The following is a 25555-nucleotide window of genomic DNA, read 5'->3' as shown; positions in this document are numbered from 1 at the left end:
GCACCCTATCGATGCCTTGACAGGCCACAAGCCGAGGTCGCCAGAGGTTACTCAGGTGGTTGGGTCGGTGTGATGGTCGAGCTTGTCGCGTAGCGTGCCGGCGAATTCCTCGGCCATGGCGAGTTGGTCATGAAGTGCGGTCACCCGCGTGGTGGCGGCGTTGTGGAACATGCCGAGCCGGTCCAGCAGCTCGGCCCGTTCGGCCCCGGTGGCGGTGTCGAGTGCGTCGAAGACGGCGAGGAGGTCCCGCATCTCGTCGAGGGTGAACCCGAGGGGCTTCATCCGCTTGACGACGGCGAGGCGGTCGAGGTCGGGCTCGGTGTAGAGGCGGAAGCCGCCCTCGCTGCGGGCGGAGGGGACGATCAGGCCGGCTTCCTCGTAGTGGCGGATGGTGCGGATACTCAGCCCGACCCGCTCGGCGGCCTCTCCGATCTGCATCAAGCGTTCTGGGGTCGGGCCGGAATCGTGTCCCGATCCAGCACCGCGGCTGGCGGCGGCGGTCATTAGTGGCCGACGCCGAGCTGGCCGGCGAGGGTGTCGTGGATGCGGGCGCTGGGCTTGTTCAGCTCGATGATCTCGACGTTCTTTCCCCGGGTGGCGTACTTGGTGGTGATGGCGTCCAGGGCGGCGACTGACGAGGCGTCCCACACGTGCGCGTGGGTCATGTCGATCACCACGTTCTCGGGGTCGTTCGCGTAGTCGAACTGACCGACGAGATCGTTGCTGGAGGCGAAGAACAGCTCACCATGCACGGAGTAGATCCGGGTGGTGCCGTCCGGGTCAAGCACGCTGGTGACCTCGACCAGGCGGGCGACCCGGCGAGCGAAGATCACCATGGCGGTGAGCACGCCGACGACTACACCGATGGCCAGGTTGTGGGTGGCCAGGGTGGTGGCGACGGTGGCGAGCATGACGATCGTTTCCCCGTACGGCATCCGCTTGAGCGTCTTCGGCGCCACGGAGTGCCAGTCGAATGTCGACACGGCCACGATGATCATCACGGCGACCAGGGCGGCCATCGGGATGACTGCGACCACGTCACCGAGCGCGACGACCAGGATGAGCAGGAACACGCCGGACAGGAAGGTCGACAGTCGGGTGCGAGCGCCCGACGCCTTTACGTTGATCATCGTCTGACCGATCATCGCGCAGCCGCCCATGCCACCGAAGAAGCCGGTGACGATGTTGGCGACGCCTTGCCCCCAGGACTCGCGGGTCTTGTTGGAGTGGGTGTCGGTGATGTCGTCGACGAGCTTGGCGGTCATCAGCGACTCCATCAGCCCGACCAACGCCACGCCGAGGGCGTAGGGGGCGAGCACGGCGAGAGTGTCGAGGGTCCAGGGAATCTGCGGCAGACCGAGGGTGGGCAGGCTGTCCGGCAGCGCGCCCTCGTCGCCGACGGTTGGTACAGCCACGCTGGCGACCACCGTGACGACGGTCAGCACGACGATCGCGACCAGCGGCGCGGGGATCGCCCGGGTGAGCCGGGGCATTCCGACCATGATCGCCAGGGCGGCGGCCACCAACGGGTAGACCAGCCACGGCACGCCGATCAGATGAGGAATCTGCGCTGCGAAGATCAGGATGGCGAGGGCGTTGACGAAGCCGACCATGACACTGCGGGGAATGAACCGCATCAGCTTCGCCACGCCGAGCACCGCGAGCAGGACCTGGATCGCGCCGCCGAGGATCACTGCCGCGATGAGGTAGTCCAGGCCGTGTGCCTTCACCAGGGGCGCGACGACCAGGGCGATCGCTCCGGTCGCGGCGGAGATCATCGCCGGTCGACCGCCGCAGAATGCGATCACCACGGCCATGGTGAACGAGGCGAACAGGCCGACGCGGGGATCGACGCCGGCCAGGATGGAGAAGGAAATCGCCTCGGGAATCAACGCGAGCGCGACCACCAGGCCGGCGAGAACCTCGGTGCGGAACACCTTCGGCGACAGCCAGGACGGGCGGGACAGACGCGGTCGGAGCGTCGCGGACAGCACAGAGGACATACGGCCATTTCCAGTCAGGCGCACCCGGGGAAAGCGCACAGCAGCAGCCGTCCCTCGTGGGGGCGGACGGTTCAAGAACGGTCGGGCGTGGCTCCAGAGCTCAGGGCACTCTGCCCACGAGGTGAGAGGGCTGCCGCCACACCTCGATGACCCTCACAGAACCTACCCTTCCGTCAGGGGAGAGTTGGGGAAGCGTGGTGACCATCACCAGGGGTCCAATTTGAGACCTCCCAGCTCACGCGAAAGCCGGACGAGCGGCGAGAGCGGAGCGGACAGATCCCGCGAGATTCTTCTGGCACAGTGTCGAATCCGAGGCGAGTCGTTCGTAGAGCAGGCGAGAGGTGGCCGGAGGAGGCCGCCGCGACAAGGGGGTCATGAGGATGACGCAGTACCTGATCTCGTTCAATGACGGCGCGATGGACCACATCCCCGCCGAAGAGATGCCCGACGTGGGCAAGGCCTCGCACACGGTGGTCCAGGAGGCCGTGAACGCCGGCGTGTGGGTGTACGGCGGCGGACTCGAAAGGCAGCGGGCGAGCGTCGTGGCCACCAACGGGACGGTCACCGATGGCCCCTACCCGGAGACCAGGGAGGTCATCGGAGGGTTCTCGGTCGTCGACGTGGCCACGCGCGAGGAGGCGCTGGCGTGGGCTGCGAAGATGGCCGCCGCCTGCCGCTGCGCCCAGGACGTCCGGGAGCTCATGCCCGACCCCGAGACGGACGCCATGATCCGTGAGGCCGCGATTCGGGGGTGACTCCCGACGAGGTCTGGTCGAAGGGACCTGCCACGTGTGAGCCGCCCTTGTCATGATCCGTGCATGGATCAACAGTCGGCACCCCTCACCATGCACATCTACTGCCGGGTCGAGGTGATCGTCACCGACCCGGCGGCGGTCACCCGTCAGGCGGTCGCCGAGCTACGTGCGGCCGACATCGACTGGTCCACAGAGGAGGACGACCTGGAGGCGGCGGTCGAGGAGCTTCGATCGGACCTCGCCGCCTCCGTGTCGGACCTGGTGGACATCAGCCACCTTGTCGAAGGAATCCCGGGGGTGGAGTTTCGCGGTGGCCTCTGCTGGACCGAGCAGGGCCCGGCCCGGGACCCGTTCCGTTCAGAAGAGCAGTGAGGGCTGGGACGCGCGGTGACGGCGCGGGCACGTGGTGACAAAGGTGGGCGGCATGGCCGTGCCGGACCGGGGTAGGAGAAACGGCAACAACCCCCCGGAAGCGAGGTGTCTTACCAATGCCTACGGCACGCGAGATCATGACGAACGACGTGACCTGTGTCCGCGAGCAGGACGACCTGAAGTCGGCCGCGAAGCAGATGGCGGAGCTGGGGGTCGGTTCACTGCCGATCTGCGGCGACGACAACCGGCTCAAGGGCATGCTGACCGACCGCGACATCGTGGTGAAGGTGCTGGCCGAGGGCCGCGACCCGGCCAACGTGACGGCCGGTGAGCTGGCCCAGGGCGAGGCGGTGACCATCGGCGCGGACGACGACGCGGCCGAGATCCTGCGGACCATGGGCCAGCACAAGGTACGCCGGCTGCCGGTGATCGACGGGCATGAGCTGGTCGGCATCGTGGCTGTCGCCGACGTGGCCCGTTCCCTGCCGGAACGCCCGGTGGGCGACCTCATCGAGGCCATCTCCGAGCGCAGCTGACCGTCGCACCCTTCCTCGATCGCCGCCCCGGGTGGGCGGCGATCGCCGTGTCTGGGCTCTGTCCGATCGGCGGTCGGGAGGACGGAGCGACGGAGGCGGTCAGGAGGAGAGCGCGACGGAGGCGGTCAGGAGGGCGGGGTGAGCGGGGCGGTCTCCCCGCGGGCGATGGTGCGTACCTGCTTCACCCAGCCGCGGCGGCGGGCCTCGTCGACGAAGTGCGCCAGCGGCGAGCGGAACACCGGGTAGTCGTCGTAGTGGATCGGCACGGTCAGCTTCGGGCGGACCAGTTCCACCAGGTCGGCGCCCTGCCGGGCGTCCATGGTGAGCAGGATCCCGGCGACCTTGGTGCCGCCGAGATGGATGAGCATCGCGTCGATGTCCGGGTAGCGCTCGGGGATGGCGGTGAGCAGCGGCCGGTTGAGCGTGTCACCGGTGACGTAGAGCCGGAACTCGCGCAGCCCGGAGCGCTCCACGTCGATCATCGTGCCCATGACATCGGGCATCAGCCGGTCCAGAGCACCCGGTCCGTGCTGTCCGGGCATCGAGGTCAGCCGCAGCGTCGTACCGTCGCGGTGCAGTTCCCGGGACGACCAGGTCGGCAGGCCCTGGGCGGCCTGGAAGCCCCAGCGACGCAGCCTGCGTTCCGCCGCCGGAGTCGTGACGATGGGCAGGTCGCGGTCCAGTTCCCGGCGGGCCACCCGGTCGAAGTGGTCTCCGTGCAGGTGGGAGAGGACCACCGCGTCCAGCTCCGGGAGCTGGGCGATGCGCAGCGCCGGGTCCGTGCGTCGGCGCGACCACAAACCCTTGCCCAGGTACGCCCGTTGGCCCCGGTGCAGAAAGTTCGGGTCGGTCAACAGGGTGAACCCGCCGATCCGCAGCACCGTCGTCGCGGTACCGATGAACGTCACCTGTGGTTGCTCCGCCATCCTGCCCACCTCCTCCGGCTGCGGTACCCCGGCGAGCCCTGAGCATGCGGGTTGGTTCGGTGCTCAGCCTTCGGAGCCGCTGGCGCCGTTCCTGTCCGGTCGGGCCTGCGGCACGTGTTCCATCAGCTTGGTGAGCGCGCCGTTGGCGAAGGTGGCGCCGAGCGCCGACCCGGCCCCGATGGTCCAGCCGACCGGGCCGAGCGGGGTGCAGCCGAAGAACTGGCTCACCCCCGGCGTCTGCACCACGACGACAAGCACGCCCAGCGACGCCGCCGTGGACGCCAGCACGGCCGGGCTGGTGCCGCCGGCCAGGATGGTCTGGCCGAGCTGGGTGCCGACCAGGGAGACCAGGGCGACCGTTCCGGCTCGCTGACGGCGCCCGGTGTAGCGGGCCAACGTCCAGCCGGCGGTCGCGCCCAGCGTGGTGGCTGCCGCCCGCAGGCCGATCTCCCGGGTCAGGCTCTCGCCGAGCGCCGTGTCCGGGCCCTCCCGCAGCAGCGCGTCGGTGCGGTCCGACGCTGGTGGTCGGACGGCGATGGCCAGAGCCGGCGCCAGGTCGGTGAGCAGGTTGACCAGCAGCAGTTGTCGTCCGGTGAGCGCGGAGCGGCCGGTCGCTGCGGCGGTGAGCACACTGAACGCGATCTCGCCGAGGTTGCCGCCGACCAGGATGCTGAGGGCGTGCCGCACCGACGACCACATCGCACGTCCCTCGATCAGGGTCGCGATGATGGTCTCCAACCGGTCGTCGGTGACCACCAGGTCGGCTGCGGCGCGAGCGGCCGGGGTGCCCCGTTGGCCAAGGGCGATGCCGACGTCGGCCAGCCGGATCGCCGGGGCGTCGTTGGCGCCGTCGCCGGTCATCGCCACGGTTCGCCCGCACTTCTGCAACGCCTGGATGATCCGCACCTTGTGTGCCGGGGTGCAGCGGGCCACCACGTCGGTGTTGGCCAACCGCTCGGCGAGCGCGTCGTCGTCCAGTTGGTCGAGTTCGCCGGCGGTGACGACCCGCTGTTCGTCGTGCTCGCTGATGGTGGCGGCGATCGCCTCGGCGGTGGCGGGGTGATCGCCGGTGATCATGATGGTGTGCACGCCGGCCTGCCGGATCCGGCGTACCGCCGGGGCGGCACTCTCCCGAACCCCGTCCGCGAGGGCCAGGAAACCCACGAAGGTCAGCCCGCGAACACTGGCGTCGGTCACCTTCGGGTCGTTCACTGTGCACTCGGCGACCGCCAGGATCCGGTTGCCCGCCCCGGCCCGGTCGGCGAGCATCCGCTCCAACTCCGCGCGGCCGGCATCGTCCAGCGGCTCCTGAGTGCCGTCCGTACGTCGGGCCGAACAGCGCGGCAGCACTGTCTCCGGCGCGCCCTTGACGCTCAACAACAGTCTGCCGTCGGTCTCCCCGACGCTCGCGTGGTAGCCGCGGGACGGCTCGAACGGCAGCCCACCGGCGGCCTGCCAACCGGGGGCACCGGTCTGCTCCACCACCCCAGCCTCGCCGGCGCCCCGCCAGACGGCCCGGTCGGTCTGCAACGCCAACTCCTCCGGCTTCGTCGCGGCGGGAGTGGCCCGCAGCGCCGCAGCCAGCGTCAACTGGAGTCGGTCGTCCAGTCGGTCCACCGGCGCGTACCGGTCACCGGTGCTGTCGCCGACCCCGGCGAGCAGCAACTGGCCCTCGGTGAGGGTGCCGGTCTTGTCGAAGCAGAGCACGTCCACCCGGCCCAGCGCCTCGATGGTGCGCGGGTTGCGAACCAGGGCGCCGTGCTCGGCCAGCCGCCGGGCGGCGGCCAGCTGCGCCGCACTGACCAGGAACGGCAACCCCTCCGGCACGGACGCCACGGCGAGGTTCGCGGCGGTCGCCGCCGTCTCGGCCAGGGGTACGCCCCGAAGCAGGCCCGCGCCGGCCACCGCCACCGCCGAACCGGCGGCCAACGGGATGGCCGCCCTGGTCAACGAGCCAAGCCGGGCTTCCACCCCACTGGCGGGTGGGGCCTGCTTGACCAGGGCGAGGCTGCGCCCGGATTCGGTGTCCGGCCCGGTCGCCACCACCACGGCAGTGCCATGCCCGGCGGCGACGGTGGTGCCCTCGTACAACATGGAGTGCCGGTCGGCGATCGCGGCGGCCACCACCGGCCGGTTGGACTTGGCGACCGGCAACGACTCACCGGTCAGTGACGATTCGTCCGCCTCCAGTCCCACCGCCTCCAGGACGCGACAGTCGGCGGGCACCGAGTCACCCGGCTCAAGGGCGATGACGTCACCGAGGACCAGGTCCTCGGCGGCGAGAACCTGCTCGGTGCCGTCGCGACGCACCCGTGCGGTCACCGCCGAACGGGACAGGAGTTCGGCCAGTGACCGTTCGGTGTTGCGTTCGTGCACCGCGCCGATCAGGGCGGACCCACCGACGACGCTGCCCACCAGCGCGGCGTCGACCAGCGACCCGAACGACGCGGAGAGCACCGCCCCGGCCACCAGCACCGGGGTGAGCGGGTTGGACAACTCGTCCACGAAGGCACGCAGCAGCCCTCCGCTGCCCGGTCCGGCATCGCCGTTTGCGCCGGTGCCGTGATGCCGGCGCTGCGCATCCGCGCTGGCCAGACCGTCCGGCGTGGTGTGCAGGTGATCGAGCACGGTTCCGACGGGCATCAGGTGCCAGGGGGTCGTGACCGGCGCCGGGGTGTCCGACTGGTCGTGCAACCGGCGGGCCTGCCAGACCCCGTTCGCGAAGGCCAGTCCGGCCGCGCCGTTCACCGCGACGAGTGACCGGCCGGGCAGCTCGGTCGGCGGTGCCGTGAACGCGCCCAGCGCCCCGAGTCCGGTGCCGGCCATGGCCAGCCGGATGTTCTGCTGGGCCGTGCGCCGAGCCACGCCGGTCGCCTCGATCACCAGGGCCACCACCCGCAGGTCGGCGCCGACCAGTAGGTGCGCGCCCCACGGCGGCAGGTCCTCCGGCGGGGCGAACCCGAGACCGCAGTCGGACGCGCCGAGCGCCCTGCGGTCAGCGGAAACCAGCATCACCATCGCGCCGTCGCGCTGCAACGCGCGTACCGACTCGGCCAGCTGGACCCCGCCGGGCAGCATCGCATCGGCGAAGCCGTACCGCTGCTCGTCGCCGCCCGCCACGACCAGCCGCAGACCGGCGTGCCGGGCGGCGGCCGGCAGCCCGTCGACGCCGGGTGCGGGTTCCGGCTCGACCCGCAACAGGGCGGCGAGTCGGTCACCGTGGGCGAGACCGAGCAGTTGGCCGCCGGCCGAACGCAGCCGATCTGCGTCCGGGACGTTGCCGGGGTCGTGAGCGGGCATCTGGTCCAGCGGCCCGAGACGCCAGCCGTCCGCCGTCCGGGAGGCGGCCGGATCGTCGGGGTCGAACAGCGCGAAGGCCCGCTCCGCCACCTGGTCGACGTCCGCACCGGGCACGGGTGCCAGGTCGGCCAGTACGCCCCGGTCCGAGCCGAGCACCGCGGCGTCCAGCACGAGCGTGTCGATCCGGTCCAACTCCCGCAGCACACTGCGGTCCATCGCGATCACCCCGCGCCGGGCCAGCATCCGGCCGAGTTGGGCGCCGTACCCCTCGCGTCCGCTGCCGGGCGCCTTCGGCAGGGCGGACAGGCCCAGCGCGGCGGCCCGCTTGCGCCCGGCGAAGGGCACCGCCGCCGCGCCGGCCGCCGTACCGGCGGCGAGGGCCCGGTTGATGTACCGCTCGACCGGGCCGTGCGGCTTGGGTCGGGGACGGTCGGCTATCGGCCATCGGGCGACGGCACGCTCGGGGTCACCGGTCAACCGCGGTTCGGCCCTCTCCCAGGCGGAGAACTGGGCCCGGTCCTCGCCCCACTCCACCAGCCGTTGGGCGCTGTCGAGGACGATGCCGGTCCAACGGCCGGTCAGGCCCTGCACGACGGCCTCGGCCAGTGGAAAGAGGACCTCCGCGCGCGGGTCGGAGCGCAACGCCCTGCCGAGGAACGCGTGCAGCTTCGGTTGCAGGTCGACAGCCGACAGCACGCCGGCCACCTCACCGGGCAACGGTGCGAACGGCAGGATCCGGGTGGCCGCCCAGAGGGTCAGACCCAGCGCGTCCGAGGCGAGCGCGCCGAGGGTGCGCGGGTTGTGTGGGCCCTCCTCCGGAGGGTGCGGGGGCGGAATCTCCGGGTCGGGCTCGTGGTCGCAGGTCCGCTCGACCCGGCTGATCGTGGCGATGAGGTCACCCAGAGCCGGTTCGGGAGCCTGCACGGCCACCACCACCCGCCCGGATGGAGCGTTCACCCTGGCCCAGGCCACCCCGGGCATCCGCTCCAGCGCGCCCTCCACCTGCCGGGCAAGCTGGTCGCCGCCCTCCTGGCACACGCCGTGCACCTCGATGTGGTGCCGACCGGGACGGGACCAGACCCGACGCCGGGCGAGCCCGACCGACCGGGCCAGCCGGGTCGCGGCCGACCCGACGGTCCGGGACGCCTCGCCGACCAGGTGCGGCACGCCAAAGGACGGCAGGATGCGGCCGGCAGCGCGGCCTGCTGCCGTCATCGAGGCGTACGGCTGGACGGGCGCCGGCCCGGCTCCCTGTTGCTGCTGGTCCTGACCTTGGCCATCTCGTCCTCCCACCGCCTCACGTCCGGCGGCCTGGCTTCCCGACCTGCCGTCCGTTATGCCCTTCGAGTGGTGGAACTTTCCGCCCTCGCCGAAGCATGGACGTGTTGGGCGGTGGAATCCGACGACCATCACCGGACACGGGGAGGCCGGAATGAGCATGCTGACGCGACACCTCAACGGTTCGCAGGAGAACGTGCAGATGTACAGCCGGCGGATGGACCTACCGATGCTGGGCGAGGTGGCCCTGCCGCCACCCGACAAGGTCATCTACTACGCCGGGATCGGCGTGCTCGCCGCGCTGCAGGTCATCGAGTGGCCGATCGCTCTGGTGGTCACCGCCGGTCACCTGCTGGCAGACCAGCATTTTTCCGGACTGGCGCGCGGGGTCGGGAGGGCGCTGCAGGACGCCTGACGAGAGCCGGGTCACCGGCGATTGACATGAATCCGGGTTGAGGTCGCATGCTCGGTCCATGCCGAGCACAGTCGCCCCCGCTATACCCGCCGCAGCGGGACTGTTCGCACCCCGGCTGCGAGCGATGACGGTGGGCAGCGTCGCGTTGATCTCGTTGCTCGCCTTCGAGGCGCTGGCGGTCGGTACGGCGATGCCGACCGTCGCCCGCAGCCTGGACGGGCTCGCGCTGTACGGGATCGCGTTCGGTGGTCCGTTCGCCACGGGTGTGCTGGCCATGGTGGTTTCGGGCATCTGGTGCGACGCCCGAGGCCCTCGGGGGCCGATGTGGCACGGCGTCGCGTGGTTCGTCGTCGGGCTGCTGATCGCCGGGACCGCGCCCGTGATGAGTGCGCTGGTCGTCGGGCGGGCGGTGCAGGGTTTCGGCTCAGGGTTGCTCTCGGTGGCGCTCTACGTGATCGTCGGGCAGGCGTACCCGCAGGATCTGCACCGGCGGATCTTCGCGGCGTTCGCGGCGGCGTGGGTCGTACCGTCGCTGGTCGGGCCGGCGATCGCCGGTCTGATCGTGCAGTACCTGGGCTGGCGGTGGGTATTCCTGGCGGTCCCGGCGGTGGCCGTGCCGGCGGTGTTGCTGATCCATCCGGGCCTGCGGTCGCTGGGCCGGAGTGTGGCGAGCAGCCCGGCGGCCGGTGCGGCGGCACGGATCGGTTGGGCGTGCGGGGCGGCGGTGAGCGCCGCACTGCTGCACATCGGGGGACAGCAGCGTGGCGTCACCGCCCTGGTGCTGATCGCGGCCGCAGTGGTCGGCCTGCTGGTCTGCGCTCCCCGCCTGCTGCCGGCCGGGTTCCTCCGGGCGGCCCGAGGGCTGCCCACCGTCGTCGGGCTGCGCGGGCTGGCGTCGGCGGCGTTCGTCGGCGCCGAGGTCGTCATCCCGTTGATGCTCTCCCGGGAGCGGGGCCTCTCGCCGACCGCGGCCGGGCTGGTCCTGACGGTCGGCGCGCTGGCGTGGTCGGTGGGCTCCTGGTTGCAGGGCCGGATCCCGGTGCCGGCCTCCCGGGCCAGCCTGCCGCGTGCCGGGCTGACCTGCATCACGGTCGGCACCGCCACGGTGGCGCTGGCCGTCCTACCCGAGTTGCCGATCATGGTCGCCGTGCTCGGCTGGGCGGTCGCCGGCCTCGGCATGGGGCTGCTCTACCCGTCGTTGTCGGTGCTCACCCTGGAGCTGTCCGCCCCCGGTGAGCAGGGCCGCAACAGCTCGTCGCTGCAACTGGGCGACAACCTCTTCGCGGCGACAGTGCTGGCGCTCACCGGGGCGGTGTTGGCGGCGGGAAGCGCACCTGGCCCGGCCAGTTACACGCTGACCCTGGTGGTGGCCTCCGGCCTGGCGCTGCTCGGGGCGCTGCTGGCCGGCCGTGTCGTGACGGGCGGGAGCGTACGGCCGGTCGGGTGATCGGGATTCCGCAGCATCCGAGCCGGTTGGCCGGGGAGGATGGCGGCGATGAACTTCCTGACCGTCCTGCCGCTCGCCGTGGTGATGGTCGCCGGGACCCAACTGGTCGTTGCGGTCTTCCTCGCCTCGTCGGACCGGCCCCGGGCGGCGTCGCTGGGCTTCCTCTCCGGTGCCGGGCTGGTGGTCGCGGCCGGAGTGACAGTGGGCTGGCTGCTGACCCGTTGGGTGGGCGGACTGGTCGCCGACGCCAGTGCCGTGGCCGGCAGGGTCGATCGCGGTCCCGTCATCGATCTGGTGGTCCTCGCCCTGCTGGTCAGCCTGGCCGTGCTGGTGTGGGTACGGCGGAACCGGGCCGGGCCACCGAGATGGCTGGGGAGCATCGAGCGTGCCGACCCGCGTCGGGCCCTGCGGCTGGGCGCGTTGCTCTTCGTGGTGACGCCCACCGACGACCTCACCATGGCCGCCGTCGGGGCGAGCGTGGCCCGGCACGACCTGCCGTGGTGGCATCTGGTGCCGTTCGTACTGCTCACCGTGCTCCTGCTCGCTCTGCCCCTGCTGGCGTTGCTGCTGCTCGGGGACAAGGCGGCGCGGGCGCTGACCCGGATGCGGGAATGGGCCGAGCGGCACGCCTGGATCGTCAACGAGATCGTGATCGCGTTCTTCGCGCTGCTGACCGTGCTGGACCTGATCCGTTCGGGATGAGTCGTCGCACACCGGGCGGGCGCACCTGGCCCCCGACCACCTCGCTGACACGTACGGGGGAACCGGGCGGAGATGAGAGCAACAACGGTTCACGTTCGTCTTACGGTGACGCCATGTTCGCTGTCGTCACCACGGTGATCCTCTACGTCTTCGGCTTCGTCTTCCTCTACGGCGTGATCCGGCTGGGTGTCCGCCACGCGTTGGAGGACCTGGAGTTGCAACGGGCCAAGGCCCACCGCGAGGAGGAGTTGGCGGCCGCCCGCGACCGCTCCTTCATGCGCGACAACGCCTTCCTCTCCGGCAGTTGAGCACCGGTTCGGTCCGGCCCAGGCTGGCGGTGTCCCGGGACGGCCCGGGAGCCGCCGGGCGGTTCGGCATGCCGGATGCGAGGATCGCACCCGTGATGGGAACGCTGAAGACCGAACCGGCCCGCGCCCGCCTCGACCTGCTCGCCCCGCCGGTGGCGGAGGCCATCGCGCAGTGGCCCGCCGACGCGCCAGTGGACGTCAACGATGTGCTGGTCGCGCCGATCGACGCCGAACTCGCCGACACCGCAGCGTTCTGCGCGGCGTACGAGGTGGGGTTGGACGTGTCGGCCAACTGCGTCGTGGTGGCTGGCAAGCGTGAGGGTGTGGTGCGCTACGCGGCCTGCATCGTCCTGGCGACCACCCGGGCCGACGTCAACGGGGTGGCCCGCCGCACGTTGGACGTGCGCAAGGCGAGCTTTGCACCGATGGAGGACGCGGTCGAGCTGACCGGCATGGAGTACGGCGGCATCACTCCGATCGGGCTGCCGGCGCAGTGGCCCATCCTGGTGGACGCGCGGGTGATCGCCACGCCGCACGTGATCATCGGGTCCGGCGTACGGCACAGCAAGATCGCACTGCCGGGGCCGGCGTTGGGCGCGCTGCCCGGTGCGCAGGTGGTGGAAGGGCTGGCCAGGCCGGCCTGAGCAGGCACCGGCATCGATGTTGTTGCACGTGAAACATCGTGATCATCAATGCCGGGCGCTCCGGTGGCTCAGTGTGCCGCAGCCTCGCGCTGCTCGACCTCGCTGAGAGCGGCGAGCAGTGTCTGCACCTCCTGTGCGCCGGAGACCGCGTATTTTCCGGCCAGGACGAAGGTCGGCACGCTGGTGATGCCGAGGTCCTGAGCTGCGGCCAACTCGGCGGCGATGTCGGTGACGCGCTCGTCGGAGTCGAGGAAGCGGCGGACGTCGACCGCGTCCAGGCCGATCCCACCGGCCACCGCGGCCAGCGCCTCCCGGGAGCCGACGTCGACACCCTCGTTGAAGTGCGCCTGGTAGAGGGCCTCCACCATCTCGGCCGCCCGACCGTGGTCAGTGGCGTAGGAGACCAGCCGGTGCGCGTCGAAGGTGTTGGCGATCACCGCACGGTCGTAGTCCAGTCGGAGCCCGTCAGCCGCCGCGACCTGGGTCACGTGCGCGACCATCTGCTGGGCGCGCTCCGGGCCGCCGAACTTGCCGGCCAGCGCCTGCACCAGCGGGAGCGGCTGGGGCACCGGTGACGGGTCGAGCTGGAACGGTCGGTAGCGGACCGTCACCTCGCCCTCGTAACGGGCGAGGGCCTCATCCAGGCGGCGCTTGCCGATGTAGCACCACGGGCAGATGACGTCCGCGTAGATCTCGATCTCCATGATCGGTGGCAACCTCACGGTCAGCCGAGTTGTTCCCGCACCTGACGCTTGAGCCGGCCCAGGATCGCCGTGCCGCCGCGGATCCGCAGCGGGCTGATCGCCTGCGCCAGGCCCATCCGCTGGTAGAGGTCGTCCGGCACGTCCAGCACCTGCTCGGCGCTCGCGCCCGCCAGCCCTTCGGCGAGGATCCCGGCGAACGCCCGGGTGGTCGGCGCCTCCGGCGGGCAGTCGAAGACCGTCTCCACGGTGCCCTCGGGGGTCACCTTGGCGCGCAGGAAGAACGACGTCTGACACTCCGGCACCTGCTCCATGCCCTCGCGTGCGGCGGCGCCCTCCGGCAGCACCGGAATGACGTCGGCGTACTCCAGGAGCATCTCCAGCACCAGGTCGCGCGGGGCGGCAGCGAACTCGTCGACGATCTCGGCCAGTCGGGCCGGCATGTCAGCCATGCGTCGAGGCTACCGCCGGTCAGTTGCGAACAGGCCGGCGGCGCATTGCTGCGCCTGGCCGGCCTGTTCGTCACACCGTTGGCGACTGCTCGCTGATCTCGCTGAGAGCGCTGGTGGGGTCGAGCTGCATGGCCAGGTCGCCGAGCGAGACGATCCCGACCAGCTTGCGATCACTGTCACAGACCAGCACACGCCGAATGCCCCGGTCGCGCATGAGCGCGGCCGCCTCACCCGCCGTGCAGTGCTGCTCGATCATGACCACCTCGCGGGTGACGATCGAGCCGATGGTGGTGGCCGCGGGGGAGCTGTTCTCCGCCACTGCCCGCACCACGATGTCCCGGTCGGTGAGCATGCCGGCGAGGCTGGCGCCATCGGTGACCACCACGTCGCCGATGTCCGCCTCCTTCATCACCCTGGCCGCTTCGTCCAGTGTGGTTTCGGCCGGCAGGTACACGACCTGTCTGGTCATCACGTCACTGACCCGGTAACCGGTCATGAGAGCCCTCCGAAGACGTATCCACCCGATCCAACTGCACTACCCCGTGACGCGACAGCTACACCAGGCTCGCACGTTCCTGGCGTACCTCGTGGACGAGCTGCTCCACCAGACCCTTCAACGGCAGCTCGGTGCGCCCGTCGCCGGCCCGCTCGCGCAGCTCGACGTACCCGTCGGCGAGTCGGCGGCCGACCACGACGGCCCGGGGGATGCCGATGAGCTCGGCGTCGGTGAACTTCACCCCGGCCGAGACGTGCGTGCGGTCGTCGACCAGCACCCGCAGGCCGGCTGCGGCGAGGCGCTCGCCGAGTGCCAGCGCCGCGTCGAGCTGCGGGCCCTTGCCCGCAACCACCAGGTGTACGTCGCACGGCGCGATCGCCGCCGGCCAGACCAGCCCCCGGTCGTCGTGGTGCTGCTCGGCGATCGCCGCGACCGCCCGGGAGACCCCGATGCCGTAGCAGCCCATGGTCGGCCGGACCGGTTTGCCGGCCGGACCGAGCACGTCGACCGCGAAGGCGTCGGTGAACCGGCGGCCGAGCTGGAAGATGTGCCCGATCTCGATGCCCCGCCGGATGGTCAGCTCCCCCGCGTCGCAGTCCGGGCAGGGGTCGCCGGCGCGCACCTCGGCCGCCTCGATCGTGCCGTCGGGCGTGAAGTCCCGACCGCAGACCACGTCGGTCGCGTGACGGCCCGGCTCGTTCGCCCCGGTCAACCAGGCAGACCCGGTCACCACCCGCGGATCGACCAGGAGACGGATGCCCAGCTTGTCGAGCAGTTGCGGCCCGATGTACCCGCGTACCAGCTCGGGATGGTCGGCCCACTCCTCGAAGACGGCCACCTGCGCCGGGTGCAGGGCGGCACCGACCCGCTTGAGGTCGACCTCCCGGTCACCCGGCAGCCCGATCACCAGAGGTTCGGAGCGCTCGGCGCCCGGCTGGCGGACGGAGAGCACGACGTTCTTCAGTGTGTCGGCGGCGATCCAGTCGTTCCGACCGCCCAACCTGCGGGTGTTGGCCAGCTCCACGAGGCTGGCGATCGTCGGGGTCTCCGGTGTGTCGTGCACCTCGACGGCCGGCTGCGCGCCCGGGTCGGCGGCGGCCGATGCCCGGGTCACCACCGCCTCGGTGTTGGCCGCGTAGTCGCAGGCCGTGCAACCGACGTAGGTGTCCTCGCCGACCGGTGTCGCCGCCAGGAACTCCTCCGACGCGGAGCCGCCCATCGCCCCGGACATCGCGTGCACCACCGTGTAGTCCAGGCCCAACCGGTCGAAGATCCGCCGGTACGCCGCGCGATGCCGTGCGTACGCGTCCCGCAGCCCCGCATCGTCCAGGTCGAAGGAGTACGCGTCCTTCATCAGGAACTCCCGGCCGCGCAACAGACCGGCCCGGGGCCGCGCCTCGTCGCGGAACTTCGTCTGCACCTGGAAAAGCGTCACCGGGAAGTCCCGGTACGAGGTGAACAGGTCCTTGACCAGCAGCGCCGCCATCTCCTCGTGGGTGGGCGCCAACAGGTGCTCGGCACCGCGCCGGTCGGCGAGGGTGAAGATGTCGTCGCCGTACTCCGCCCAGCGGCCGCTCGTCCGGTAGGGATCGGCCGGCAGCAACGCCGGGAAGTGCACCTCCTGGTCGCCGATCGCGAACAACTCGCCCCGCACCACGTCGGTGATCCGATCCAGCACCAGCTTGCCCAACGGCAGCCAGGTGTAGCCGCCCGGTGCGGCGCGACGGATGTAACCGGCTCGCAGGAGGAGCCGGTGGCTCGGCACCTCCGCGTCGGCCGGATCCTCGCGCAGGGTCCGCAGCAACAGGGTCGACATGCGTAGCAGCATGCGCGCAGCGTAGAGCCGTGCCGAGCGCCCAAGCGACCCAATTCGTCCGGTGCGTCGCGGGCCGTTGCCCGGAATCCCGGAAAAGGCCTGTCCGTCCCGGCAACCGTCTGGAGAGGCATCACGTCTCTCACGCACCACGACCCAAAGGAGCGGCCCGTGGACCCTCTGCTGAGTCTCGGGTCAGACCGCAGGGATTGGCCGACGGAGGTGTCGCGTTGCTGTCCATGACCTCCGCCACGTCGCCCGTTCGGGGCACTTGCCGCCGCGCCTCCGGTGACAGACTGGTCGCCGCAGGCAACGAACGGCGTAAGGGGAACGCGGGTGGGCTGGCGCAGTTTTGTCGCGGTCGGGGACAGTTTCACCGAGGGCATGGATGACGCGTACCCGGACGGCACCTACCGGGGTTGGGCGGACCTGGTGGCGACCCGGCTCGCCGCCGACGCGGGGCCCGACTTCCGGTACGCGAACCTGGCCATCCGCGGCCGGCTCTTCCCCAGCGTGGTCGCCGAGCAGGTGCCCTCAGCGGTGGCGATGAAGCCGGATCTGATCAGCTTCGCGGCCGGCGGCAACGACGTGCTGCGCCGCAGCTTCGACCCGCACACGCTGGTGGCCCGCTTCGACGAGGTGGTCCGGCAACTGCGTTCCGGCGGCGCGGACGTGCTGCTCTTCCGGTTCGCCGACGTGATGGCCCGACTGCCCGGCCAGCGCCTCGTCGCCCCGCGAGTGCAGTTGCTCAACCAGGCGGTCGGCGAGACCGCCGAGCGGCACGGCGCGATCATGGTCGACCTGTACGCCGACGACACCTTCCTCAACCCGATGCTCTGGAGCACCGACCGGTTGCACCTCTCCCCGGCCGGCCACCGGCGGGTCGCCGGGCAGGTGTTGAACGCGCTCGGGGTCGGTTGCGACGAGGAGTGGCTGATGGTCCCGCCGCACCCGGCCCCGTCGCCGTGGCTGGCCGCCCGTGCCGCCGACCTGCGGTGGGCCGGTCAGCACCTCGCCCCGTGGGTGCGGCGGCGGCTGACCGGTCGGTCGTCCGGTGACACGGTGACGGCGAAGCGCCCGCTGCTCGGGCCGATCGTCGACTGAGCGTGCTCACCCTTCACACCGCGCCGCTGCTGTGGCGCGACCGGGTCGGCGAGGCGCTGCCGGAGCACGCGGTCCTGGTGGGCGGCGACCGGATCGAGGCCGTCGGACCGTTGGTCGAGCTGAGTGGGGCGTACCCGGGTGTTCGGGTCCGCCGATGGCCCGGCACCCTGGGGCCGGGTCTGCTGCACGACGGTCCGCTGCCGGCGGCACCCACCCCACGCGAGCGGGTGCACGCGCTGCTGCGCAACGGAGTGACGGCGGTGTTGGCCGAGCACCTGACCGACCCGCTGCTGCGGGCTGCCGTCGACAGGAGCGACCTGCTGGTGCTGCCCGTCGCGGTGTCGGCGGTGCTGCTTCCGGGCGGTCGCGCCGACCTTGCGGTCCACGGTGTCGACGGTGTCTGCCTGGTGACCGTGGTCGCCGGGCGAATCGTCCACCGCCGCGCCTGAACGGCACTGTCAACGTTCCCCGCACCACATCTGTGCCCCCCGATCCTCGATGGCGGGCCGTCCGGTCGTGTCGCGGCGTAGTTTGGGGATCATGTCTGTGCCGAGCGATCCTGATCCCCGCCTCCAGTCGTACGCGGACCCGCAACGGCTGGTCACCACCGAGTGGCTGGCCGAGCACCTGGGCGACGAGGGCCTCGTCGTTGTCGAGTCCGACGAGGACGTGCTGCTCTACGAATCCGGCCACATCCCCGGTGCCGTGAAGGTCGACTGGCACCTGGAGCTGAACGACCAGGTGACCCGGGACTACCTGGACGCGAAGAGCTTCGCCGAGCTGTGCGCCGCGAAGGGCATCGGCCGGGGCGACACCGTCGTCTTCTACGGCGACAACTTCAACTGGTGGGCGGCGTACGCCCTCTGGGTGTTCTCGCTCTTCGGCCACGCCGACGTGCGACTGCTCGACGGCGGCCGGCAGAAGTGGATCGCCGAGGGCCGCGAGGTGACCCGCGACAAGCCGGCTCGCCCTCGCGCCGACTACCCGGTGCCGCAGCGGGACGACGCGCCGCTTCGCGCCTACCGTGAGCAGGTCATGGCGCACATCGCCGCCGGCCGGCCGCTGGTCGACGTCCGGTCGCCGAGTGAATACACCGGCGAGACGCTGCACATGCCGGACTACCCGCAGGAGGGCGCGCTGCGTGGCGGGCACATCCCGGGTGCGGTCAGCAAGCCGTGGAAGTCCGCCGCCAACGAGGACGGCACCTTCAAGTCCGCCGACGAGCTGCGGGCGATCTACGCGGACCAGCTCGGGCTGAGCCCGGACGACGACGTGATCGCGTATTGCCGGATCGGTGAGCGGTCCAGCCACACCTGGTTCGTCCTGCGGCACCTGCTGGGCTATCCGCAGGTGCGCAACTACGACGGCTCGTGGACCGAGTGGGGCAACCTGGTCCGGGCGCCTGTCGTCAAGGGCGATCAGCCCGGCGGCCTCGCCGCCTGATCAAGCTGGCCAGCCCTGTCCCCGCGCGACCACCCGGCCGCGCGGGGACGAGGGCTCAGCCGGCCAGTGCCACCGTGCCGGTCAGGTCGCGGACCACGCCGGTGACCTCGCCGGTCTCCGGGTGCCAGCGCACCAGGCCGCCCGGTTGCAGGCGGAGCAGGACGGCACCCCGGTTGTCCCAGCCCAGCACCTCGCAGCAACCCTTCCACCGGTCGCGGCCGAGGTCGAGCATGTGGGCCACCGCACCGGTCCGGGCATCCAGCACGGCCACCCCCTCGGCACCGTCCATCTCGCTGTTGGTGATCCACGCCGAGCGGGCCAGGCGTTCGCCGTGCAGCCAGCCCCGGCCGTAGAACTCGTTGACCTGGTACGGCACCGGTAGCGGGCCGCCGGTGACCTTCTGTTCGGAACGAACAGTGCCCTCGCGGGCGGTACGGCTGCGCAGGGTCAGGTTGTCCCGCATGCCGCTCACCTCGACGAGCGCCGCCTCGCGACCGGCCGCCGGGTCGGGCGCGACCAGGTCCCAGAGCGAGACGTCGAGCTGGCTGGCCGCGCCGGAGGCCCGGTCCACCGCGTACGTCCGGCCGTCGCCGCCGACCAGCACCCGGTCGCCCGCCCAGACCACCATTTCCAGGTAGCCATCGAGGGGGATGCGGCGCACGGTCGCCGTGGTGAGGTCGACCATGATCAGCTCATTGGTCTGCGCGAACGCGGCCGACCGGCCGTCCGGCGAGAGCACTCCCGCCTTCAGGGCGGGTGCCTGGTTGCCGCCCGAGTCCCGGGTGGGGGCCGGGGTCACCACGTCGAGACTGCGCACCACACCGTCGTCCCCGAGCACCCGGACGGGACCGTCCGCACGGTATTCCTCGCCGTCCAACGGCTGGAACAGCGCCAGCGCCCGTTGGACCGGTCGGGCGGAGAGGGGCACTGCCGCCGGGTCACCGAGTCGGGCCAGCGGATCAGGCGGGAAGGTCAGCTCGCCGGGGGCGCGCACCACCGGCCCGGCGTGGTTGGGCACGACGGTCGGCGCCACCGAGTGGTCCGGCGGTGGGTTGGCGGGCGGTCGCAGGGCAGCGACAGTGCCGCCACCGACCAGCACCACGGCCACTGCCACCGCGCCGACGGCCCGGCGGGTACGCCGAGTGCGCCGGGCCCGTTCCCAGCCGGTGACCGCGGGGTGGCTGGGCCGGACGTCCTCGACGCTGACTGTCAGCAGTTGACGCAGGTCCTGCTCGTTCACGGGTTCACCTCCAGGCCGTTGGCCAGGTCGGCGGGGCGCTGGCTCGGTCGGGCATCCCGGGCCAGGTCCGGAGCGACCTCGCGGAGTCGGCGCAGCGCCGCGTGACACTGGCTCTTCACCGTGCCGACGGTCACCCCGAGCGCCTCGGCGGTGGCGACCTCGGTCAGATCCTCGTAGTAGCGCAGCACCAGCACGGCCCGCTGCCGTGGTGGCAGCAGGCCCAACGCGTCGTGCAGCGTCAGCCGCAACGCGCCGTCCCGGTCGTGGGCCACCTGCTCGGGAGGTGTGGCGCTGAGCCACTCCCGCCGTCGGCGACGCCACCACGACACCGCATCGCGGTAGAGGATGGCCCGCACGTACGCGGAGGGGTCGCCGTCACGGACCGAGGACCAGCGCAGCGCGAGCTTCAGCAGGGCGTCCTGGAGCAGGTCTTCGGCCTGGTGCCGGTTGCCGCAGATCAGGTAGGCCGCGCGCAGCAGCCGGTGTTGGTGGCTCTCCACGAAGGCGAGGTAGCCGTCGCGTCCGTCGCTTCTCGTGGCTGCCATCCGCCCCCCTTCCGGCCGTCGCGATGCGCGTCACCTGGCAGACGCACGGGAAGGGGGAAAAGGTTGGGTCAGCTCTCCGGCGTTCCGGTCAGGTAGCGCTGGAGGGTCGGTGCGACCCAGGAGACCAGGTCCTGCGGTGTGGTGTCCACCATGGGCGGCAGGCGGACGACGTACCGGGTGTAGGCGAGGCCGAGGATCTGACTGGCCACCAGGCCGGCGCGTCGGGCGGTAATGGTCGGGTCGGTGCCGAACGTGGCCACGGCCGCGGTGAGCTGGTCGGTGAAGATGCCGCGCATCCGTTCGGCGGCACCGGGGTTGGTGCTGGCGGCCCGCAGCAGCGCCACGAGCGTCTCGTCGCCTTCCCAGCGGGTGAGGAAGTGCCGGACCAGCGTCTCACCGAGCTGCTCGGGTGGCACCGCAGCCAGGTCGGGCAGTCGGAGGTCGAACTCGGCCGCCGCCGCGAAGAGCCCCTCCTTGCTGCCGTAGTAGCGCATGACCATCGACGGGTCGATCTGGGCGTCGGCGGCGATGGCCCTGATCGTGGCCCGCTCGTAGCCGTCCGCCGCGAACCGTTCCCGGGCCGCGCGCAGGATCGCCGCCCGGGTGGCGTCCGAGCGACGGGGAGAGGTCGGTTGGGCCGGCGCTGTCATGTCAACGACCGTAGGCCAACACCTGTTGACATGCAATCGACTGGCCTCTAGCGTCGCCAACAAGTGTTTGCCAACAGATGTTGGCAACAGCCTTCTGGAGGTGGCCATGCTGCCCACGAGCACCGACGTCCTGGTGGTGGGCGCAGGTCCCACCGGCCTCGCCACCGCGCTGACGCTGGCCCGGCGCGGGATCGAGGTGACAGTGCTGGACCAACTGGCCGAACCGCCGATCACCTCCCGCGCGGCCGTCGTGCACGCGTACACCCTGGAGGTGCTGGACCGGATCGGCGCTGCGGCGCCGCTGGACGCCCAGGGGGTGCGGACGCCGCGCTTCACAGTGCGCGACCGGGACCGCGTGCTGCTGTCGGTGCCGTTCCACGAGCTGCCGTCCCGGTTCCCCTACGCGCTGCTGGTCTCCCAGTCGGTCACCGAAGCGGTGCTCGCCGGGCAGTTGGCCGAACTCGGCGTCCAGGTGCGACGGCCCTGCCGGCTGACCGGGTTGACCACCAACGGTGACGGGGTGCTCGCGCAGGTCGACGGAAAGACGCTGCGCGCCCGGTTCGTCGTCGGCGCGGACGGCTTGCACAGCACCGTCCGCCAGTTGGTCGGCATCGGCTTCACCGGCCCCAGCGACGAGGAGTCCTTCGTGCTCGCCGACGTACGGGTGCGAAGCGTTCTGCCCCGAGACGAGGCGGCGCTCTTCCTCGCCCGCTCCGGGCCGCTGATCTGGGCCCCGCTCCCGAACGGGGTGGTCCGACTGGTCGCCGCCGTGGCGACGGCCCCGGCCGAGCCGGACGAGGCGTACCTCCAGGCGCTGCTCGACGAGCGTGGTCCGTCGCGACGCCCCGACCGGGTGACCGAGGTGCTCTGGGGCTCCCGGTTCCGGGTGCATCACCGGATCGCCGACACGTTCCGAGCCGGGCCGGTGCTGTTGGCCGGAGACGCCGGGCACGTGCACAGCCCGGCCGGCGGGCAGGGCATGAACCTCGGCATCTGCGACGCGGTCGCACTCGGCACCGCGCTGGCGGACGTGTTCGACGGTGGTCCGGACGCGCTGCTCGACGACTACACCGCCCGGCAGCGGCCGATGGCCGAGGACGTGCTGAGCTTCGCCGCCGGGCTGACCCGGCTGGCCACCGTCTCCCCGGCCCGCCGGCCGGCCCGTGACGTGCTGCTGCGGCTGCTCGGTGCCGTGCCACCGTGGCGCCGACGGATCGCGCTGCGCCTGTCCGGGCTGTCCCACCGGGAACGCACGCCGGGCTAGGAGATCAGGTCTCGTGCGACCGGCACCGGCTGGGCACCCGCGGGCGGGTCGACCGGCCGCAGTGTCCGCCACGCGGCCAGTGTGACCAGCGCGAAGATGCCGGCCGCCGCACCCGCCACCGGCGCCGTCCCGTACGCGGCGGCTGCCAGCCCGGCGAGCGCCGCACCGATCGGGGCGGTGAGCAGGCCGACCATCCGCTGGGCCGATCCGACACGGCCGAGCAGCCCGGCCGGCACGTTCCGCTGCCCGTACGACGCCCACAGGCTGTTCCACACCACAGTGCCGGCGGCGAAGACGGCCAACGCGAAGCCGCCCGGCACCGGATGCCGGGCCAGGGCAAACCCGGTCAGCGCCACGGTCTCCGCGGCGAGCACCACGCACAGCGCCGGCGCCGTGCCGAGCCGGGCGGCGAGCCGACCGGACCCGAGCGCCCCCGCCAGGCCCCCGACGATCGCGGCGGCGGCGAACAACCCGTACCCGGCTGGCGGCACCCGCAGCACGTCCAGCGCATAGAGCACCAGCACCGCCATGATCCCGCTGATCGCCAGGTTGCTCGCGGCGGTGAGCAGAGTGACCCGCCACAGGGTCCGGTGCGCACGCAGCCAGCGCAATCCTTCGACGATCTCGCCCCACACCGACCCGCGTCGAGTGCCGGGCCGCACCTGCACGCTCGCGACGGGAGTGGGGGTGAGGGCCAGCACGAGCAGCGCCGCCGCGGCGAAGGTCACGGCGTCGAGGGCGAACGGGAGGGCCGGGGCGACGGCGAAGAGGACACCGGCGGCCGGCGCCCCGAGGAAACCGCCGGCAACCGCCGACCCCGCCTGGAGTCGACCGTTCGCCCGGGGCAGCGCGTCCGGTGGCACCAGCGCGGGGAGCAGCGCGAACGAGGCCGAGTCGAAGAGCGTCCCCAGTGTGGCGAGCAGGAACGCCGCGACCAGCAGCACCAGGACACCAACGCGGTCGAGTGCGACGGTCACGGCCAGTGCCGCCACCACGACGGCACGGATGCCGTCGACCAGGGCCATCGTCCGACGACGGTCCCAGCGGTCCGCGTACACGCCGCCGAGCAGACCGAAGATCAACGGCGGCAACTGACCGGCCACGGTGACCGCCGCGATGACCCGCGGGTCGCGGGTCACTGTCGCCGCCAGCAGGGCCAGTGCCGGCGTACGCAGCGCGTCTCCGAACCGCGACGAGACGGCGGCGGACCAGAGCAGCCGGAAGTCCCGGCCCAGAGCTGAGGAGGTCATCCGGTGACCGTGCGGGTTCGACCGGGTCGAGGGTCAAGCCGCCGGGCGAAAGGGGGACGCGCGTGTCGGTGATCATCGGTACGGTGGGCGCCGGCATTTCGGGACCGGGGGAGAAGACACGCGTGGATCACACCTTCCAGGTCGACCTTCGTGGCGTGGTCGACCTGCTCAGCCATCACCTCTACGGCAGCCCGCGGGTCTACGTTCGAGAGCTGCTGCAGAACGCGGTGGACGCGATCACCGCGCGACGCTCGACCGAGCCGGACGCGCCAGCCCTGGTCCGCATCGAAACTCCCGAGATCACCGGCGACGGCACGCTGCGGGTGCACGACACCGGTATCGGCCTGACCGAGGCGCAGGTGCATGAGCTGCTGGCCACCATCGGTCGCAGCTCCAAGAGGGACGATCTCGGCTTCTCCCGGCACGAGTTCCTCGGCCAGTTCGGCATCGGCCTGCTCTCCTGCTTCCTGGTCGCCGACGAGATCCAGGTGCTCACCCGCAACGGCGAACACCCCACGGTCCGCTGGACCGGCTACGCCGACGGCCGGTACGCGGTGAGCCTGGCACCACCGGAGGCCGCCCGCGCCGAACCAGGCACCACCGTCACGCTGGTGCCCCGCCGCGACGCCGACCAGTGGTTCACCACACCGACCGTCACCGACCTGGCCCGCCTCTTCGGTTCGCTGCTGCCGGTCACCGTCCGGGTCGGCGACGTGGTCACCACCACCGGTGAGCCGCCCTGGCCCACCGCGCCGGGCGCCCCGGTCGACCGGGCGGCGCTGATCGCGTACGCCCGGGAGACGCTCGGCGTCGACCCGTTCGACGTGCTGCCGTTGACCGTGCCGGAAGCCGGGTTGACCGGTGTCGCCGTCATCCTGCCCACCCCGGTGAACCCGGCGGCCCGTGCGGGGCACCGGGTCTACCTCAAGCGGATGCTGCTCACCGAGCATGCCGACGGGTTGCTGCCGGACTGGGCGTTCTTCGCGCACTGCGTCGTGGACGCCACCGAGCTGCGCCCGACCGCCAGCCGGGAAGCCCTCTACGAGGACACCTTGCTGACCGCGACCCGGGAGGCGCTCGGCGACCAGATACGCGGCTGGCTGGTCCGGCTGGCGCGACACGACCCGCACCGGCTGGCCGAGTTCCTCCAGGTGCACCACCTGGGTGTGAAGGCGCTGGCGCTGTACGACGACGAGATGCTCCAGCTGGTCGACCGGTGGTGGCCGATGGACACCAACGTCGGCACGCTCACCCTCGCCGAGTTCCGGGAGCGCTACGGCGTGCTCCGCTACGCGGCGAGCCTGGACGAGTTCCGCCAGCTCGCCGCGGTGGCTGCCGCACAGGATCTGGCGGTGGTCAACGGCGGCTACACGTACGACACCGAGCTGATCGAGCGGCTGCCGGCGGTGGACCGCTCGGTGCTGATCGAGCGTCTGGAACCGAGCGATCTCACGACCCGCTTCGACAGCCTCGACCCGCACGTGGAGCTGGCGCTGCGGCCGTTCCTCACCGCCGCGCAGCGGGCCGTCGAACGTTCCGGCTGCGAGGTGGTGATCCGGGCGTACGACCCGGTGTCGCTGCCCGCGCTCTACCTGGTCAGCAGGTCGGCGGCGTTCAACGACCAGCTCGCGGCCAGCCGGGACCGGGCCGACGAACTGTGGGGCGGGGTCCTCGACGCGCTCGCCTCCACCGCACCACCGGACCGCCCGCAGTTGGTGCTCAACCACCGCAACCCTCTGGTCCGCCGCGTCACCGCGCTGGCCGACCCGGAGCTGGTGGGGCTCGCCGTCGAGGCGCTCTACGGGCAGGCGCTGCTGCTCGGGCACCATCCGATCCGCGCGGCCGACGTGGCCCTGCTGAACGATTCCTTCCTCGGCCTGCTCGGCCGGGCCGTGCCGGGACAGGAGTGAA

General features: G+C 71.7%; 25 protein-coding genes. 13 read left to right on the top strand and 12 right to left on the bottom strand.

The features are described from left to right. Positions 1-51: 51 nt before the first annotated feature. Both KBX34_RS18395 and KBX34_RS18390 read right to left on the bottom strand, forming a co-directional pair. A complete protein-coding gene (locus KBX34_RS18395) occupies positions 52-504 on the bottom strand; it encodes a MerR family transcriptional regulator (protein WP_210925998.1) in 453 nt (150 codons plus the stop codon). After that, positions 504-2003, bottom strand: a complete 1500-nt coding sequence (locus KBX34_RS18390) for a SulP family inorganic anion transporter (RefSeq protein ID WP_099849508.1) — start codon at positions 2001-2003, stop codon at positions 504-506. Before KBX34_RS18390 ends, KBX34_RS18395 begins: the two co-directional genes overlap by 1 nt. Positions 2004-2383: 380 nt before the next feature. Between KBX34_RS18390 and KBX34_RS18385 the strand changes: the two genes are divergently transcribed. The 3 genes from KBX34_RS18385 (at position 2384) to KBX34_RS18375 (ending at position 3666) form a co-directional block, all read left to right on the top strand. After that, positions 2384-2758: a YciI family protein gene (locus KBX34_RS18385; RefSeq protein ID WP_210791805.1), complete on the top strand. Its 375-nt coding sequence runs from the start codon at positions 2384-2386 to the stop codon at positions 2756-2758. Positions 2759-2821: 63 nt separating this feature from the next. Beyond that, positions 2822-3130 carry a hypothetical protein gene (locus KBX34_RS18380; protein WP_247671956.1) on the top strand — a complete coding sequence of 103 codons (309 nt, stop codon included), beginning with the start codon at positions 2822-2824 and terminating at the stop codon, positions 3128-3130. Positions 3131-3246: 116 nt separating this feature from the next. Further along, on the top strand, positions 3247-3666 hold the full coding sequence (locus KBX34_RS18375) for a CBS domain-containing protein (protein ID WP_141911976.1): 420 nt from the start codon (positions 3247-3249) through the stop codon (positions 3664-3666). 125 nt (positions 3667-3791) lie between these two features. On the opposite strand, the gene KBX34_RS18370 is transcribed toward KBX34_RS18375, so the two are convergent. Continuing rightward, positions 3792-4592, bottom strand: coding sequence for an MBL fold metallo-hydrolase (locus KBX34_RS18370; protein WP_210925996.1), 801 nt, complete (start codon positions 4590-4592; stop codon positions 3792-3794). A 63-nt stretch (positions 4593-4655) separates the two neighbouring features. Beyond that, the gene (locus KBX34_RS18365) at positions 4656-9107 is read right to left on the bottom strand and encodes a cation-translocating P-type ATPase (protein ID WP_210926012.1); all 4452 of its coding nucleotides are present in this window, start codon (positions 9105-9107) and stop codon (positions 4656-4658) included. Positions 9108-9324: 217 nt separating this feature from the next. On the opposite strand from KBX34_RS18365, the gene KBX34_RS18360 reads away from it, so the two are divergent. The 5 genes from KBX34_RS18360 (at position 9325) to KBX34_RS18340 (ending at position 12686) form a co-directional block, all read left to right on the top strand. Beyond that, positions 9325-9585, top strand: a complete 261-nt coding sequence (locus KBX34_RS18360; protein WP_088950815.1) for a hypothetical protein — start codon at positions 9325-9327, stop codon at positions 9583-9585. A 58-nt stretch (positions 9586-9643) separates the two neighbouring features. Further along, positions 9644-11032: an MFS transporter gene (locus KBX34_RS18355; protein ID WP_210791809.1), complete on the top strand. Its 1389-nt coding sequence runs from the start codon at positions 9644-9646 to the stop codon at positions 11030-11032. 48 nt (positions 11033-11080) lie between these two features. Continuing rightward, positions 11081-11734: a GAP family protein gene (locus tag KBX34_RS18350; RefSeq protein WP_099849518.1), complete on the top strand. Its 654-nt coding sequence runs from the start codon at positions 11081-11083 to the stop codon at positions 11732-11734. A gap of 113 nt (positions 11735-11847) precedes the next feature. Next, entirely contained in the window at positions 11848-12042 is a 195-nt protein-coding gene (locus tag KBX34_RS18345; RefSeq protein WP_088950818.1) for a hypothetical protein, read from the top strand. A gap of 95 nt (positions 12043-12137) precedes the next feature. Next, positions 12138-12686: a YbaK/EbsC family protein gene (locus KBX34_RS18340; RefSeq protein ID WP_141911982.1), complete on the top strand. Its 549-nt coding sequence runs from the start codon at positions 12138-12140 to the stop codon at positions 12684-12686. A 68-nt stretch (positions 12687-12754) separates the two neighbouring features. On the opposite strand, the gene KBX34_RS18335 is transcribed toward KBX34_RS18340, so the two are convergent. From KBX34_RS18335 to KBX34_RS18320, 4 genes are all read right to left on the bottom strand, one after another. Continuing rightward, positions 12755-13390: a DsbA family protein gene (locus KBX34_RS18335; RefSeq protein ID WP_210791813.1), complete on the bottom strand. Its 636-nt coding sequence runs from the start codon at positions 13388-13390 to the stop codon at positions 12755-12757. A gap of 20 nt (positions 13391-13410) precedes the next feature. Next, positions 13411-13839 carry a SufE family protein gene (locus tag KBX34_RS18330; protein WP_210791815.1) on the bottom strand — a complete coding sequence of 143 codons (429 nt, stop codon included), beginning with the start codon at positions 13837-13839 and terminating at the stop codon, positions 13411-13413. A gap of 70 nt (positions 13840-13909) precedes the next feature. After that, positions 13910-14335, bottom strand: coding sequence for a CBS domain-containing protein (locus KBX34_RS18325; RefSeq protein WP_099849526.1), 426 nt, complete (start codon positions 14333-14335; stop codon positions 13910-13912). A 58-nt stretch (positions 14336-14393) separates the two neighbouring features. Further along, positions 14394-16163 (bottom strand): proline--tRNA ligase, encoded by a 1770-nt coding sequence (locus KBX34_RS18320; protein ID WP_210925994.1) that lies wholly within the window; start codon positions 16161-16163, stop codon positions 14394-14396. Positions 16164-16484: 321 nt separating this feature from the next. Between KBX34_RS18320 and KBX34_RS18315 the strand changes: the two genes are divergently transcribed. From KBX34_RS18315 to KBX34_RS18305, 3 genes are all read left to right on the top strand, one after another. Further along, a complete protein-coding gene (locus KBX34_RS18315; RefSeq protein ID WP_088950823.1) occupies positions 16485-17252 on the top strand; it encodes an SGNH/GDSL hydrolase family protein in 768 nt (255 codons plus the stop codon). Positions 17253-17254: 2 nt separating this feature from the next. Beyond that, a complete protein-coding gene (locus KBX34_RS18310; protein WP_210925992.1) occupies positions 17255-17701 on the top strand; it encodes a hypothetical protein in 447 nt (148 codons plus the stop codon). 91 nt (positions 17702-17792) lie between these two features. Continuing rightward, positions 17793-18695: a sulfurtransferase gene (locus KBX34_RS18305; protein ID WP_088950825.1), complete on the top strand. Its 903-nt coding sequence runs from the start codon at positions 17793-17795 to the stop codon at positions 18693-18695. A gap of 55 nt (positions 18696-18750) precedes the next feature. Here KBX34_RS18305 and KBX34_RS18300 read toward each other — a convergent pair whose 3' ends face one another. The 3 genes from KBX34_RS18300 to KBX34_RS18290 form a co-directional block, all read right to left on the bottom strand. Continuing rightward, complete coding sequence (locus KBX34_RS18300) at positions 18751-19935, bottom strand: hypothetical protein (protein ID WP_210925989.1); 1185 nt, start codon at positions 19933-19935, stop codon at positions 18751-18753. Then, a complete protein-coding gene (locus tag KBX34_RS18295) occupies positions 19932-20480 on the bottom strand; it encodes a SigE family RNA polymerase sigma factor (protein WP_088950827.1) in 549 nt (182 codons plus the stop codon). Before KBX34_RS18295 ends, KBX34_RS18300 begins: the two co-directional genes overlap by 4 nt. A 68-nt stretch (positions 20481-20548) precedes the next feature. Then, positions 20549-21130, bottom strand: a complete 582-nt coding sequence (locus KBX34_RS18290) for a TetR family transcriptional regulator (RefSeq protein ID WP_210925987.1) — start codon at positions 21128-21130, stop codon at positions 20549-20551. 106 nt (positions 21131-21236) lie between these two features. Here KBX34_RS18290 and KBX34_RS18285 point away from each other — a divergent pair, with 106 nt between their 5' ends. Beyond that, entirely contained in the window at positions 21237-22394 is a 1158-nt protein-coding gene (locus KBX34_RS18285) for an FAD-dependent oxidoreductase (RefSeq protein ID WP_210926009.1), read from the top strand. Here KBX34_RS18285 and KBX34_RS18280 read toward each other — a convergent pair. Next, positions 22391-23644, bottom strand: coding sequence for an MFS transporter (locus KBX34_RS18280; RefSeq protein WP_210925985.1), 1254 nt, complete (start codon positions 23642-23644; stop codon positions 22391-22393). The two genes, KBX34_RS18285 and KBX34_RS18280, sit on opposite strands and share 4 nt — an antisense overlap. A gap of 122 nt (positions 23645-23766) precedes the next feature. Here KBX34_RS18280 and KBX34_RS18275 point away from each other — a divergent pair, with 122 nt between their 5' ends. Beyond that, on the top strand, positions 23767-25554 hold the full coding sequence (locus KBX34_RS18275; protein ID WP_210925983.1) for an HSP90 family protein: 1788 nt from the start codon (positions 23767-23769) through the stop codon (positions 25552-25554). The last annotated feature ends 1 nt before the right edge of the window (position 25555 follow it).

It is taken from the genome of Micromonospora sp. M61, assembly GCF_018070245.1.
In the GTDB taxonomy this organism is placed as follows: domain Bacteria; phylum Actinomycetota; class Actinomycetes; order Mycobacteriales; family Micromonosporaceae; genus Micromonospora; species Micromonospora zamorensis.
This window is presented reverse-complemented; position numbering and strand designations above follow the sequence as displayed.

Bases quoted from the DNA above. Each gene is read 5' to 3' on its own strand.
- KBX34_RS18295 (WP_088950827.1), bottom strand. From the start codon at position 20,480: ATGGCAGCCACGAGAAGCGACGGACGCGACGGCTACCTCGCCTTCGTG.
- KBX34_RS18355 (WP_210791809.1), top strand. From the start codon at position 9,644: ATGCCGAGCACAGTCGCCCCCGCTATACCCGCCGCAGCGGGACTGTTC.
- KBX34_RS18360 (WP_088950815.1), top strand. From the start codon at position 9,325: ATGAGCATGCTGACGCGACACCTCAACGGTTCGCAGGAGAACGTGCAG.
- KBX34_RS18380 (WP_247671956.1), top strand. From the start codon at position 2,822: ATGGATCAACAGTCGGCACCCCTCACCATGCACATCTACTGCCGGGTC.
- KBX34_RS18390 (WP_099849508.1), bottom strand. From the start codon at position 2,003: ATGTCCTCTGTGCTGTCCGCGACGCTCCGACCGCGTCTGTCCCGCCCG.
- KBX34_RS18350 (WP_099849518.1), top strand. From the start codon at position 11,081: ATGAACTTCCTGACCGTCCTGCCGCTCGCCGTGGTGATGGTCGCCGGG.
- KBX34_RS18395 (WP_210925998.1), bottom strand. From the start codon at position 504: ATGACCGCCGCCGCCAGCCGCGGTGCTGGATCGGGACACGATTCCGGC.
- KBX34_RS18365 (WP_210926012.1), bottom strand. From the start codon at position 9,107: ATGACGGCAGCAGGCCGCGCTGCCGGCCGCATCCTGCCGTCCTTTGGC.
- KBX34_RS18305 (WP_088950825.1), top strand. From the start codon at position 17,793: ATGTCTGTGCCGAGCGATCCTGATCCCCGCCTCCAGTCGTACGCGGAC.
- KBX34_RS18280 (WP_210925985.1), bottom strand. From the start codon at position 23,644: ATGACCTCCTCAGCTCTGGGCCGGGACTTCCGGCTGCTCTGGTCCGCC.
- KBX34_RS18290 (WP_210925987.1), bottom strand. From the start codon at position 21,130: ATGACAGCGCCGGCCCAACCGACCTCTCCCCGTCGCTCGGACGCCACC.
- KBX34_RS18335 (WP_210791813.1), bottom strand. From the start codon at position 13,390: ATGGAGATCGAGATCTACGCGGACGTCATCTGCCCGTGGTGCTACATC.
- KBX34_RS18345 (WP_088950818.1), top strand. From the start codon at position 11,848: ATGTTCGCTGTCGTCACCACGGTGATCCTCTACGTCTTCGGCTTCGTC.
- KBX34_RS18385 (WP_210791805.1), top strand. From the start codon at position 2,384: ATGACGCAGTACCTGATCTCGTTCAATGACGGCGCGATGGACCACATC.
- KBX34_RS18320 (WP_210925994.1), bottom strand. From the start codon at position 16,163: ATGCTGCTACGCATGTCGACCCTGTTGCTGCGGACCCTGCGCGAGGAT.
- KBX34_RS18340 (WP_141911982.1), top strand. From the start codon at position 12,138: ATGGGAACGCTGAAGACCGAACCGGCCCGCGCCCGCCTCGACCTGCTC.
- KBX34_RS18285 (WP_210926009.1), top strand. From the start codon at position 21,237: ATGCTGCCCACGAGCACCGACGTCCTGGTGGTGGGCGCAGGTCCCACC.
- KBX34_RS18330 (WP_210791815.1), bottom strand. From the start codon at position 13,839: ATGGCTGACATGCCGGCCCGACTGGCCGAGATCGTCGACGAGTTCGCT.
- KBX34_RS18375 (WP_141911976.1), top strand. From the start codon at position 3,247: ATGCCTACGGCACGCGAGATCATGACGAACGACGTGACCTGTGTCCGC.
- KBX34_RS18370 (WP_210925996.1), bottom strand. From the start codon at position 4,592: ATGGCGGAGCAACCACAGGTGACGTTCATCGGTACCGCGACGACGGTG.
- KBX34_RS18325 (WP_099849526.1), bottom strand. From the start codon at position 14,335: ATGACCGGTTACCGGGTCAGTGACGTGATGACCAGACAGGTCGTGTAC.